Raw genomic sequence first — 13,025 nt, 5'->3', positions numbered from 1 at the left:
TTATTCAGAGTTTTCATGACCTGCCCAATCACGGGCGGGTGCCGAACGCAGGTTTGCCCAGCATCTGCGGCAACCGGTAATAGGCATCCTTAACCCACTCGCAGAGGAGCGGCCGGCTATCACGGGGATCGATCATGTTCTGGACACCGAAGTGCTCAGCCGTTCTAAAGGGAGACGCAATGTTCTCCATCTCTCTATTGAGACGTTCCAGTTCGGCTTCACGATCTTCTACGGTGTTCAGGTGGGCGTTGAATGCTGCCTCGATACCGCCCTTGGACGGCAGTGAGCCCCAGGTACCGGATGGCCACGACCAGCAGGGTGCGGCCCGGTGGCGGTTCACCATGCCGGCTCCGCCAACGCCAAAGACCCTGCGCAAAATTACCTCGGCCTGGGGAACCCTGGCCTGGTAGACGGCGGAAATGGCGCGCACACCGTGGCGAATGGTGCCGAGCTTTTCTGCCGCGGAACCGATAGAAACCCCGCCCTGGTCGGTCAGGCTGACGATAGGCAAATGGAAAGTCTCGCACAGGTCGATAAAGCGGGTGAGAGCCTGAGCGCCTTCGACGGACATGGTCGCGCCCTTGAAAGGATTGCTCGCCAGAACACCCACGGGGTAGCCATCGAGACGTGCCAGCGCGGTTATGGTGGAGCCGCCGTATTCGGCGTAGGTAAACAGGGAACCCTGATCGAAAATGGACTGCAGGATCACCTGCACATCGTACGGTTTTCTCTCGTTGTGGGGGACGGCTTGCAACAGCCTGTCATCGCGACGATCTACCGGATCGGTACACTCAGTACGTGCCGGCAGTTCATCGACATTTCTCGGCAGATAGGAGAGGAAGGTGCGAATGGCCTCGAAGGCTTCCGCCTCGGAATCAACGATACGTTCCACGATGCCGTTGTCCGCATGGACATCGGCACCGCCAAGTTCAGCGGCGCTGACAGCCTCACCGGTACTGCCCTTGACGATGGGGGGGCCGGCGCTGAATACCTGGCTGGTTCCGCGCACCATGATGGCGAAGTGGGACATGACCAATCTTGCCGCCCCTAGCCCAACCGTTGGGCCGAGGCAGGCAGATATCACCGGGACCAGGGACAGGTTTTCAACCACGGCATCCCAGCCCGGGTTAACGGGCACATAGTGAAAGCCTTTTTCCATCGCCAGCTTCACACTGCCGCCGCCAGACGCACCGTCCAACAGGCGCACTACCGGCAGGCGCATCTCGCGCGCATAGTTCTCAAGGAAGATTTGCTTTTCATGGATAGCGGAATCACCGGAACCGGCTCTCAGGGTGAAATCGTCTACACCGAGGGTGACCCGTTGCCCGGCGATACTGGCCAGTCCCGCGATAAAGTTGGCCGGCTGCAGGGAAATCAGCTTGCCGTTTTCGTCATACTCGCTGAAACCGGTCAGGGCACCGATCTCGGTGAAGCTGCCCTCATCCGCCAGGGCAACAATACGCTCGCGGGCTGTCAGTTTGCCTTTCGCTTTTTGCTTGGCAACCTTGTCCGGGCCGCCCATCTCATAGGCCAGTCGCAGACGCTGATTGATCTCCTCGACTTCCGCGCTCCAGTCCTGTTCCTCGTCTGCGGCAGTTTGCCTGCGGCTACCAGAGCGTTCGATGGAATCACTGGGCTCAACCACCAACAGCAGGCTTTTATCCTTGATGGCCTCGCCGGTATTGGCGCAGATTGCAGTGACAACACCATCGTGCTCCGCCCGCACCAGGTGTTCCATTTTCATGGCCTCGATCACCATCAGGGCATCGCCCTGGCACACCTCATCGCCAACTGCCACTTCCACGGAAAGTACGAAGCCTTCCATCGGCGTGAAGATCGCATGCGCCGGATCGTAGTCTTCGGGCAGGTCAGCCGCCACCTCAGAAGGTGCACTGGAATCCTGATCGCTGTGCAAAGTCACCGGGGGGGTAATATTCGTCTGGCTGCCAATGCACTCCTGTAACTCTTTGCTGTAGTCAGAGATGAAAGAAGTACTGTAGTCACCATTCATAAACACCGGATGCCCGAGTACCGCGCGAAGCAGGGGCATGTTGGTGGGAATATTCGCGATATGGAATTCGCCGAGGGCGCCTGCCACCTTGCCGATGGCCTGTAAAAAATCAGTGCCCCGGGCAATTACTTTGGCAATCAGGGAGTCATAGCGGAGGCTGGTTTGATAACCGCTGTAACCATAGGTGTCCACCCGGATTCCCGGGCCTGACGGTGGTGCAAACGCCCGGAGTAATCCGGCCTTCGGTATAGTGGTTCCATCGGCAGCTATCTCCTCGAGGTTGACTCTTGCCTGTATGGCAAAGCCGTTGAGCGCAGGAGGCTGCTGTAATCCAAGGTCCCCCAGGGAAAATCCCGATGCAATGCGGATCTGAGTCTGAACCAGATCTACCCCGGTAACTTCTTCGGTCACGGTATGCTCAACCTGCAGGCGCGGGTTCGCCTCCATGAACCAGAAACTGTCGTCCGAAACGAGAAATTCAAAGGTGCCGATATTGTCGTAATTGACGTGTGACGCCAGGCGGAGAGCAGCGTCGAGAATCCGATCGCGCAGACTGCTGTCCAGGGTCGGGCTGGGAGCTATCTCAAGCAACTTCTGATGGCGGCGTTGGACCGTACAATCGCGCTCCCAAAGATGGCAAACCTTGCCTGAACCATCTCCGACAACCTGCACTTCAATATGGCGAGCCTTCACCAGCAGTTTTTCAACATACAGGTCGCCATTGCCAAATGCCTGCAATGCCTCGGAACGGCAACGTTCGTAGGCCTCTTCCAGCTCGCGCGGATCGAGAACAACGCGCATCCCCCGGCCACCGCCACCAGCCAGCGCTTTAAGCATGACGGCACCATGCTCCTCCGCAAAGGCTCGCGCTGCTTCAAGACTGGTGGGCTCTGATGTGCCCGGCATAACCGGGACGCCGACTTCGCTGGCCAGCTGCAATGCCTTTACCTTGCTGCCAAACAGGTCGAGAATCTCCGGCGCCGGTCCGATAAAGCGGATGCCTGCAGCGGCGCAACGCCGGGCAAAGTCAGCATTCTCACTCAAAAAACCATAACCCGGGTGTACAGCCGTACACCCGGTCTTTAGGGCAACGTCAATCAGCGCCTGCTGATCGAGGTAGGCAGCGGCACCCTCCCGTGGCAATTCACACGATTGATCGGCATAGCGGAAGTGCAGGGAATTCACATCGTCCTTCGCACTCACCGCAACCGTCGCTATACCTAATTGTCGCGCCGCCCGCACAATGCGAATCGCGATTTCGCCCCGATTGGCAATTAAGATCCTTTCCATCAGTTTACCCCTGTCTTGTCACGCGTCTTTGCTGCCGGGCACTTCCCGGCTATTACCCGCTCAGTCGACAACCACCGATGGCGTGATACTGCGAAGTAATTGTGTTGTGAGGCCGTCAATGATCTCAGCTTCGCTAAGTTGCCCATCGGGGTGATACCACGTGGCAGGTGCCATGGCTGCGCCTATCAAAGTAAATGCCGTCAGTTTGGAATCGGCTTTCACGAAAGCACCCTCAGCCATTCCTTCCTCGAGTAGCGCAATCAAAAGTTGCTCATAGCGGCGTTCAACCGCGCGTATCTGGTCCACGTACTCCTGATCCAATCCAAACCGCAGGGAGGTCAGAATGACGTGCCGCGCAAGCTCATCAAAGTTCATTGCGATCAGATCATTCAGGGCCTGCCTCATTCGCTCCAGGGCGGGCAGAGGCCTTTTCACAATCTCCTCCAGGCGATCAGCAGCCCTGCCGGATGCCGCCCTCCGTGTTTCCATGATCAGCTCTTGCTTGCTGCGGAACTGGTAGTAGAGGACGCCTTTGCTGACCCCGAACTCCTTGGCAATATCATTCATCGTCGCGGCTTCGTAACCCTGGCGCGCGAACACGCTGGCGGCAGCGATCAGGGCCCTTTGACGCTGCGCTTCTCGCTGGCTCGGATCGCGCACCACTGCGCCACGCAGTCCAATTTCCACGGCTTCGCTATCGGTTTTTCCGCTACGTTGTAGTTGTTTGCTCACGTCAAAGTCCTTTCTGTTCTCGGGGAAACCGGAGACCTGAAAGTGGTCATTCGTCGCACCCGGCTTCCTGGCCACCTGTGATCTCAGAGAATTATACTAATAAGTATATACCGATGGGTATAATTCTTCGGGCGCGTAATGCGCAGATTCCGCAATCTCAGCCGAACTGGCTCCACTACCGGCCTGGAATCCAACTGCGGGTGCAACTGACCGTCGCCCTTGCCAGCTATAAAGCGGACTGTATTCGATTGCAAAGTCAGGATTTTCCGATGATCGGACAACGGCTGGATGAGCGGGGGAGGCGCCTTGCAGCGATAGCAGTGCTTGGCTCGGCGAGTGCGTGGCCACGCCCGCGTTACGGTGAGCACAGTATTGGCGAGTTCAAGGCTGCGCATGGATGCCATGCGGAAGGAGGTCGCAAAGAGACATTTTGCGCATCGCAACGCGAGTAGCGGCCACACTGCCAAATAATGCCGCAGGCTGTGCTGCGGCATTTTGGAGGCTGTCCGACCTCAGTGATCGGCAACGGTGAGTTTGGGAATAACCTTATCGCAGCTGCTCCACAGGGCGGTGCCTTTTCCGGCACCGGCCTGTTTGGGCAGGTCGGCACACATGGGCTTTTTGAACTTGGCGACATCGGCAAAGTTGAAGCGGATGCTGTCATAGGTGTCGTGGTCGCGCAGTTTGAAACTGCCCGTTTCAAGGTTGTACACATAGCTGACCCAGGTCGGGTAGATACCGCCGGTTTCCACTTCAACCACGTCCTGGGGTACCAGTACGGCAGCGTCGAACACGCCGAGCACTTTACCTTCGGTTTGCGCCCAGGTCAGTTGCTGGCCTTTCAGCTTCACCTTGTCGGACATGAACAACATGCGGGCATTGCGATCTTTGGGAGAAATATCGGCATTGAGCTTGCTGAGTGTTTCCGGTTTGCTCATGTCCAGTTGGGACACATATTCCCGCTGGTATTGCTGCAGGGGAGAATTTGTCATGGAGCGCAGGTCTGCGTCGTTGTAGTACAGACGCTGTTCACCGCCTCTGTTCAATTGAATCAGCAGCTTGTTGCCCTCTTTGTCCTGGACAGAGAAGTGGGCCCCGTGCTGGGCTCCGGCCAGACCGGCGCCCCAGGCAATCTGGAACTGGTTTTTCTCAAATGCCTCTTTGACTTCGGTGGCGGTGGCAAAGTTGCTGGCGATATAGGTCGTTGCATTCATTAGGGCGACGGCGCTGGCACCGGAGTCCTTATGCTCCTGCAGGAACGGCTTGGAGTCGTCCAGGTACTGGCCGTTGGCACTCAGTCCGGCCTCCATGTTGATGGCGGTTACCGCGACGCCCTGGAAGAGTACATATTCCTCGATAGCGAGGGTTTGATATTTGCTGGTCCACTTGGCGGGCTTGGCATAGCCGGGCACGGCTACGGTTTCCAGTTGTGTGCCTTTTGGGTAGACATGGGCAATGGCCCCGAGTTTGGAATCCCAGTCCACGCTGCGGGTCACTGTGACGCCGTAGTCCGTGTCGGCAACCCAGGTGGTGCAGGCGTGAGTGGTACTTATTGCCGCGGTTGTGCTCAGGCAGAGGGGGAGCAGGACTTTTTTCATACTAGTTAACCTGGCTTTGATTGATCTTGCAGTGGTTGGTGAGCATGCATGACGGGAAATTCCAGCCAGCCCCACAAGCAAGGTTTTCGGGCTTGCGGTTGGCGTTGTCTCTTCTCCGGTCAGTCATGACTGTTTACCTGCGTCAATGCCCTTTCATTTCTGAGAGACCGAGGGCCTGAAAGCAGTCATCCGTCGCACTCGCCTTCCTGGCCAGCTTTGTTCTCAAGGAATTATACGCATAAGTATATTCCGAGCAGTATAATTCTCGCGGAGCACTGTGATCAAATCCCGCAATCTCAACCCACTCGGCTTCAGTACCGGCGGAATCCATCTGCGAGATGACGTAACCATCGCTCTAGCCGGTTAAAACAGGATTGTTTTCGATACAGAGCCAAGGATTTTCCGGTTATCGGACAACTGCCAGAGGGGCGGGATCTTGCCTTTCGGCGATACGCAGTGCTGGATCCGAGAAGTTAGTGCAATGCTCGCGTTGTCTGGTGAACGTTAGGCCCGCGTTGTTGCTGGCGCTCGCGGCTCGTTGGTAAACAAGTGGGAGTAACCGCTAACCGGCACCGGGCGAAGGGGACTCGCCTCCACCTGTCATGCACACTTTGCCGCCTTACCGCAATTCTCTTTCCACAGCCAAATTTCATCCGAAGACACGCGGCAGTTAGCGGTATTTGTTGTCAATGTCAATTTATTAGATGTTGTAACTTATTGATTTTTAACCACTTCTTTCCTTGGTTAAATTTTCTTCATAAAAGGGTCACAACGGTGTCATGGGCTCTGGCGGCAATTCCCTGGTCTTTGTGCACAGAGATATCCACAGATTCTGTGGACTGGGTAGACCAAGAGCTGCACTTTGTCCAATCGAGAACTGATTTTTTGCACCGGGGCAGTGCAGGGGAGGGAACGAAAAGACCCGGCATTGCCGGGCCCTTTCTCAGCGAGTGCTATCTGTCAATTAACGGAAGCGCATTTCCACGCGCCGGTTCTGCGCGCGCCCGCTCGGTGTGTCATTGGGGGCGATCGGCTGCTGCTCGCCGTAGCCGTTGGCCGACAGTCGCGCGGCATTGATTCCATTGCTGACCATAAAGGCGCGAACCGCGCTGGCCCTGCTCTGCGAAAGTCTCAGGTTGTAGTTGGCATTGCCCTGGCTGTCGGTGTGGCCGGCAATTTCGATTGCGCTGCTCGGCTGGTTGCGCAGCGAGCGGACAACCTGGAGCAGTGCGTCCTGCGCCGATGGTGTCAGCGTGGCGGAGTTGGTTTCGAATTGAATATTCTCCAGCTTGATGACCTGGTTGGCGATCACGCAGCCGTCGCTGTCGACCTGCGCACCTGGCAGCGTATCGGGACAGCGGTCGTCGCGGTCGAACACGCCGTCGCCGTCGGAGTCGAGCGTCTGGACTTCGACCGGGGCGCGAACTTCCTGCGGCGGCGGTGCAGCGGCGATGGTCGGCGGTGGGGTGGGCGGGCAGCGCAGGGGAATACTGATGCCGAAGGCCAGTTGCCAGTCATTCATGCCGCTTTCAAAACGGTCGTGCATGAAGCGTATCTCGCTGCGCAGGCGGATACCGCGCCGGGATATCTCCTGGGTGGTGATACCGGCGGCGACATTGACAAAGGCATTGGTGGAGTCGTCCTTGTCCGGCAGTACGTCGTCGTAAACGGCACCTAAACCGGCCAGCAGGTACGGCGTATAACCATCCCTGTCACCGAAGTTGTACACGATGTCGAAGCCGGCGCCGTACATGTAGTAATCGGACTGGTCGGTGAATTCCTCGGTTTCGAAAAAATCCTCCGTTTCCAGTATGGCGCCAAAAACCTGTACCTCCGAATACCATGGCCCCTCCCAGCCCCAGCCGTAGGCAGCGCGCACACCGCCGGCCTGGCGCTCGGTATTGCGATCCTTATCCACCCGGCTGATGTACGGCGTTAAATCGAGATATCCATCTTCCGGCCCGGCAGCGCTGGCCGGCATCACAGTGATGAGCCCCACCGGCAACAGGAGTAGAGGTTTTAGGCGCATGAGAGATAGATCCTTATTCGGCGTTATTGGATTTTCTGGTCGTGCGGGTAGTTATTCCCAAATTCCGTTTCAGGGCGGGTATTTTGTTCCGCACAGAGATATGTAGTTCATACAGCAGATGTTTCAACAAATCTGTCGCGGAAATAATCGTTTAGGAAGAAGTAACAGACAGGCGCGCAGTTTGTCGCCGGTAAGCGCCTGATTATTAGTCCCCCGACTTGGAGGAAAGAAATGGCAATTAGTCGAAGAGTGCCGGGCTACAAACCCTGCGTTGTCATGTTCTTTTGCGCGCCGCTGTCGATCGGATTGTCGTAACCGACGACAAAGTCCTGGCCCTCCAGGCTTTTTCGCAGCGTGATGGGGCTGGCGAAATCCTGACTCGGGAAAACGGCGCAGGACTCGCCAGGGCCGCAGATTTTGCCGTCGCCATCGATATCCGAGCCGGCGGCAATCAGGTACTCGCCCGCGGGTACGCCGGCGAAGTTAAAGTTGTATTTGCCGCCGCTGGCAACTTTTGCCTGCACGGCCACCACTTTCATGTCCGGGGATCCATCCCCGTCCTTGTCCGCCTCCGGTCTGAGGAGGAGGACATAGAGATAGCCGGCATCGGCTGCGCTCGCCGCGCCACCTACTTTCATGTTTACTGGCAGCTCGAAATCGCCGGATCCGTCGACTGGGAATCGGAGCTGGGTGGAGTAGTTGCCGTCCGGCAGGGCTGCTCGGTCGACGCTGACGCGGTAGCGGCCGAAGCCGTTGCTGTCGGTTTCCAGTGCCTCTATCGCTTTGATCCAGCCGACGGCGGCGACCGGGTCGCCGTCGATACGGGCGCCGTCGGCGCCGATGTTTTTTATTTCCACCTCGAGCGCCGTGTGAGTGCTGCCAAAGTTCAGGCTGTCCGGCTGGGCCGACACCACCGGTACCGTAATCGGACCGGACGCAGCCTGGACGGCTTTATAGGCGTCGATCAGTCCCATGCCGAACAGTTTGTCCCGGCCGGTCTGGCCGATATCCTCAGTCAGCCTGCCTTGCGCCAGCAGGGCGTCAATATCCTGGGGCGACAGCTGTCGGTTGGTGCCTTTCATCAGCGCAAACACGCCCGCGACATGGGGGCTTGCCATAGAGGTGCCCTGCAGGAAGCTGTAGGTCGCCGACGGGGATGTGCCCTCTTTGACGTGGGTGCTGAGTATGCCATCGCCGTAGCCGTCGCCATTCCCATCGGTGCTCATGTCGCCGCCGGGCGCCGCCACGTCTACCCAGCTGCCGAAATTGGAGTAGGGGGCCTTGTCGCGGTTGTAGTCGGTGGCGCTGACGGCCACTACGCCGTTGAAGGCCGCGGGATAGAACTCCGTTTCAGCGTTGTCGTTACCCGCTGCGGCCACCACGATCACACCGGCGGCGCGGGCGTCGTCGATCGCCGCCTGCAGTGCTTGTGAGCGCCCGGTACCGCCAAAACTCATATTGATAATGTCCGCGCGTCGGACCGGCAGCGTGCCGGAATCATTGGCGAGGCCAGCGGCATAGCGCACTGCCTGGGCAATATCGGCGCTGCTGCCGCCGGAAGTGCCGATGACGCGCAGGGGCATGATTCGCGTCTGCCAGCCCGCTCCGCTGACACCGGTTACATTGTCGGTGGCCGCACCGACAGTGCCGCTGACATGAGTTCCGTGCCAGGAGCTGCGATCCTGGAAGGCCTTGTCCCCGGGGTCCTCCGGGTCGTTGTCGATACCATCGCCGTCGCGCGCATCTGCCGAGTCACTGATGAAGTCGTATCCCGCCACCAGCTTGTCGTGAATGTCCGGATGTGCGCTGAAAACGCCGGTATCGAGCACGGCGACAATGACATCCGCGCTGCCGGTGGTGACGTCCCAGGCCTGGGGCAGCTGAATCTGGCGGTAGTGCCACTGCAGGTGATGCTGCCGGTCGCTGGGTGTCAATGTGCTGTAGTAGCGGTAGTTGGGTTCCACCCATTCCACCAAGTCAGCCCGTTGCAGTTTCTTGACCGCTGCCAGGGTACGCAGCTTGTTCCGCAAGGTCTCGCTGGCAGTCAGGTGCAGGAATTCCATATCGGCGTCAATTGGCGAGGAGTCGCTGCGCGAGAGCCGATAGCTGGCAATTCTATGGGGAGTTTTTCCGCGCACCGACCGCAGCCCTCTGCTGTCCAGCCACTGTGCGGACGGTTGGGATTTCCACTTGATCAGCAGTTCCCCCGGGACGAACTCCTGGCTGACCGAGGGGCTGTTGGTGGCGTTGTTGTCGGTATCCAGTTTCAGTGTGTAGTTGCTGATACCGGACTGGGCAACGACGCGCAGGAGGAAGTCTCGCTGGGATGGAATGGCGATCGACTCACTGGCACTGTTGCCGGTGCTGGAGGCGACGGGATTGCTGGTATCGTCTGGAGTGTAGAGATAGAGGTCCAGGTCTACCGCGGCGGGGCTTTTGTCGTCGAATTTGTGGATGCGCAGATTCACGCTTTGCCCCGGGGCGGCGGAGATGCGAAACCAGTCTTCGCTGTCGGCGCTGTTGGCGAAGCGCTGCCCTGAGTCGCCGGATCCCTGGGCGCTGACGAAGCCGCCCAAAACACTGGGATTGCCCGCCGCCTGGGCGGACTGTGCATCGTTGTTGCCGGTGGCGGGGGCCTGCCCGTCATTGGTATCGGCATCAATTCCCGCGAAGCGGGCCGCTGTTACGGTGCCGGAAATACTGAATAGGGTTGGAGCGGCTTCACTGTCACTCGGCTGACTGTGGTCCGAACTGCCTTTCCCTTGGCTGCAACCGAGCAGTGCACACAGCGCCGCAAGTGCCAGTGTGCGGGTCCAAAACCTCATGACTGCGCCCGCGCAAGATTCCTTTGCTGCTGAAAATTTGATCAGTTTTCAGTCTAGACGAGCGGCAGCCCTCCGCGTGGGCAGGGGAATTCGGCGCCGTCGGGGGACGGCGGGGAAATCAGCGCTGGTGTCTGAAACTGATCAGGGCCGCGGTAACGGCGACGTTCAGGCTTTCGACATTGTTGTGCATGGGAATACGCAGCAGCTGTGTGCACTGTCTGGCGACTTCCTCGCTGACGCCGCGGGTTTCATTGCCCAGCACGAATATGGTCGGTGCGTCGCCGCCCAGGTCCGACAGTGTCTGCTGCGCGTGGGAGGAAAGTCCGCAGATGCGTACTCCCTGTTGCTGGAACTCAGTCAGTGCCGACGCGAGTTTCTCACAGCGCAGGATGCGCATCTTGAACAGGGTGCCGGTGCTGGCCTTGATAACCAGCGGATCTATCTGCGCGCAGCCCTTGCGCGGCAGGATAATTCCGTCCATGCCACCGGCGCAGGCCGAACGGATGATCATGCCGAGATTCTGCGGGTTGGTAATGCCGTCGAGCGCCAGCAGCTCGTATTTTGTCTTCTCCTTGCGCGCACTTTGCTCGGCCAGAAAAGCTTCCGTGGTGCCGTAGTGGGGCAGGGCCAGGTCCAGCGCAACCCCCTGGTCCTGGCGCGCGTTCTTGGAAATCCGCGACAGGCCCTTGCGGTCCCAGCGGGCGATTTCTATCTGGCGCTCGGTGGCCAGCTGCTCCATGCGCGCGATCAGCTGGTCGCGACGATTGCTGTCGGCGAGGTGCAACTTGTGCACCGGTAGCGACAGGTCTTCGAGCGCTTCCAGTACCGGCTTGCGCCCGTAGATGGTCAGCAGGCTGTCGAAGAAGGCGCGCTTTTGCAGGTACTCTTTTGAATCTTGGGGGGAGTCTTTCACCGCGTTGGCTCACTCAGCAGTTCGGTCAATTGAGCGGCAGCTGCATCTGGTAGCGCGCCGCGCCGCGCCAACTCTACACAGGCGAGCCCCAGTTGGCGATAGCACTGCGCCAGTTGTGCATCCGTGTTCTGCAGGGCGTTCAATTGCGCGCGCACGGTATCGACGTCGCCGCGGGCGATGGGGCCGGTCAGGGACTTCTCCGGGCCCAGCTGCATATTGTTGGCCGCGGTCTGCAGGACAATCGGCTTCAGCAGCTGCAATGCCTGTTGTTCTTCAATGCCGGCCGCGGCAAAGGTGCGCAGGCTGAGGTCCATCAGTGCAGTGAGGTAGTTGCAGGCGAATACTGAGCCGGCGTGATAGAGGGTTTTATGTTCGGGCTCGATGGTCAGGATATTGCAGTCGAGTGCGGAGAAGGCGCGTTGCAGTAGGGCCACGGCCGCTTGGTCGCCCTCCACTGCAACACTGCTGCCGGCCAGCGTCTGCACGGACAACTGCGGATCGGCAAAGCTGTGTACGGGATGCGCGCTGGCAATGGCCGCGGGCCCGCAGACTGACAGCACTTCCGAACTGAGAGCGCCGCTGCAGTGGAACACGATGGTGTCCGGGTGAGCCGAAATTCGCGGCGCGAGCTGTGCGGCAACTTCCCCGATTTGTCCATCGCCACAGGCGATCAGCCAGCAGTCCGCGTCTGCCATAGAGGCAATGGAGCCGCAGGCCGTGCCGGCGCCGATAAACTGCGCCGCAGCCCGGGTACTCTCTGCACTGCGATTGCACAGCGACCGTATCTGGAAAAAACCCTGTTGTTGCCAGAGGCGCGCGAGGGTTTTGCCGAGCTTGCCCGCGCCAATAATATTAAGCGTTGGCATCAGTTGCCGGACAGGCAATTGAGATAGGCGTTGACCGCGTTATCCAGCCCCATGTTGAGCGCGTCGACGGTCAGCGCGTGGCCGATGGAGACTTCCTGCAGGCCGGGCAGGGTGCGGTAGCGGGGCAGGTTGATCAGGTTCAGGTCGTGGCCCGCATTGACACCGAGGCCGAGCTGGCGCGCGTGTTCCGCCGCCGCACAGTGGGCGGCGAAAATGGATTCCACCTCGCTGCTCTGCCGGGCCACCGCTTCCGCGTAGGGGCCGGTGTAGAGCTCGATGCGGTCGGCACCCACCTCTTTGGCGAGGCTGATCTGCGCGAGGTCCGGGTCCATAAACAGGCTGACGCGGATGCCGGCGCCTTTGAGTCTGGCGATCATCGGTTCAAGGCGCGCGCCGTCGCGGGTCAGGTCGAAGCCGTGGTCAGAGGTCAGCTGCTCATTGCTATCCGGGACTAGCGTGCATTGATCCGGCTGGGTTTCCAGCACCAGGGACATCAGGCCGGGGTAGTCGTCGAGTGGCTCGGCGAAGGGATTGCCCTCCACATTGAACTCGATGCCGGCGCGGCCCTGGCACAATTCGGCGAGGGCGCGCACGTCGCCGGGGCGGATATGGCGCTGGTCGGGGCGCGGGTGCACCGTCAGGCCCTGGGCGCCGGCGTCCAGGCAGATGCTGCCGTGCGCGACCACGTCCGGAAAGTTGCCCTCGCGAGAGTTGCGGATAAGGGCAATTTTGTTGAGGTTAACACTGAGCGCAATCACCAC

At 59.3% G+C, this 13,025-nt stretch carries 8 protein-coding genes; all 8 read right to left on the bottom strand.

What is annotated here, in order from left to right; genetic code table 11:
• Positions 1 to 28: 28 nt before the first annotated feature.
• Complete coding sequence (locus BUC36_RS04055) at positions 29 to 3,301, bottom strand: carboxyl transferase domain-containing protein (protein WP_073271779.1); 3,273 nt, start codon at positions 3,299 to 3,301, stop codon at positions 29 to 31.
• A gap of 60 nt (positions 3,302 to 3,361) precedes the next feature.
• Positions 3,362 to 4,033, bottom strand: a complete 672-nt coding sequence (locus BUC36_RS04050) for a TetR/AcrR family transcriptional regulator (RefSeq protein WP_159435973.1) — start codon at positions 4,031 to 4,033, stop codon at positions 3,362 to 3,364.
• 512 nt (positions 4,034 to 4,545) lie between these two features.
• Positions 4,546 to 5,631 (bottom strand): linear amide C-N hydrolase, encoded by a 1,086-nt coding sequence (locus BUC36_RS04045; protein WP_073271774.1) that lies wholly within the window; start codon positions 5,629 to 5,631, stop codon positions 4,546 to 4,548.
• A 964-nt stretch (positions 5,632 to 6,595) separates the two neighbouring features.
• On the bottom strand, positions 6,596 to 7,660 hold the full coding sequence (locus BUC36_RS04040; protein ID WP_073271772.1) for an OmpA family protein: 1,065 nt from the start codon (positions 7,658 to 7,660) through the stop codon (positions 6,596 to 6,598).
• A 257-nt stretch (positions 7,661 to 7,917) separates the two neighbouring features.
• On the bottom strand, positions 7,918 to 10,485 hold the full coding sequence (locus BUC36_RS04035; RefSeq protein ID WP_073271769.1) for a S8 family serine peptidase: 2,568 nt from the start codon (positions 10,483 to 10,485) through the stop codon (positions 7,918 to 7,920).
• 118 nt (positions 10,486 to 10,603) lie between these two features.
• Positions 10,604 to 11,398 (bottom strand): 23S rRNA (guanosine(2251)-2'-O)-methyltransferase RlmB, encoded by a 795-nt coding sequence (rlmB, locus tag BUC36_RS04030; protein ID WP_073271766.1) that lies wholly within the window; start codon positions 11,396 to 11,398, stop codon positions 10,604 to 10,606.
• Positions 11,395 to 12,264 (bottom strand): Rossmann-like and DUF2520 domain-containing protein, encoded by an 870-nt coding sequence (locus tag BUC36_RS04025; RefSeq protein ID WP_073271763.1) that lies wholly within the window; start codon positions 12,262 to 12,264, stop codon positions 11,395 to 11,397. Before BUC36_RS04025 ends, rlmB begins: the two co-directional genes overlap by 4 nt.
• The gene (locus BUC36_RS04020; protein ID WP_073274541.1) at positions 12,264 to 13,022 is read right to left on the bottom strand and encodes a pyridoxine 5'-phosphate synthase; all 759 of its coding nucleotides are present in this window, start codon (positions 13,020 to 13,022) and stop codon (positions 12,264 to 12,266) included. The genes BUC36_RS04025 and BUC36_RS04020 overlap by 1 nt, the downstream gene beginning before the upstream one ends.
• Between the last annotated feature and the right edge of the window lie 3 nt (positions 13,023 to 13,025).

The sequence above is a fragment of the Microbulbifer donghaiensis genome (assembly GCF_900129095.1).
Classification (GTDB): domain Bacteria; phylum Pseudomonadota; class Gammaproteobacteria; order Pseudomonadales; family Cellvibrionaceae; genus Microbulbifer; species Microbulbifer donghaiensis.
The sequence above is the reverse complement of the archived record's forward strand: the minus strand, read 5'-3'. Positions and strand labels throughout refer to the sequence as shown.

What these genes read in the sequence shown, in the direction of transcription:
- BUC36_RS04055 (WP_073271779.1), bottom strand. Translation starts at nt 3,301, where the DNA reads ATGGAAAGGATCTTAATTGCCAATCGGGGCGAAATCGCGATTCGCATT.
- BUC36_RS04045 (WP_073271774.1), bottom strand. Translation starts at nt 5,631, where the DNA reads ATGAAAAAAGTCCTGCTCCCCCTCTGCCTGAGCACAACCGCGGCAATA.
- BUC36_RS04040 (WP_073271772.1), bottom strand. Translation starts at nt 7,660, where the DNA reads ATGCGCCTAAAACCTCTACTCCTGTTGCCGGTGGGGCTCATCACTGTG.
- BUC36_RS04035 (WP_073271769.1), bottom strand. Translation starts at nt 10,485, where the DNA reads ATGAGGTTTTGGACCCGCACACTGGCACTTGCGGCGCTGTGTGCACTG.
- BUC36_RS04025 (WP_073271763.1), bottom strand. Translation starts at nt 12,264, where the DNA reads ATGCCAACGCTTAATATTATTGGCGCGGGCAAGCTCGGCAAAACCCTC.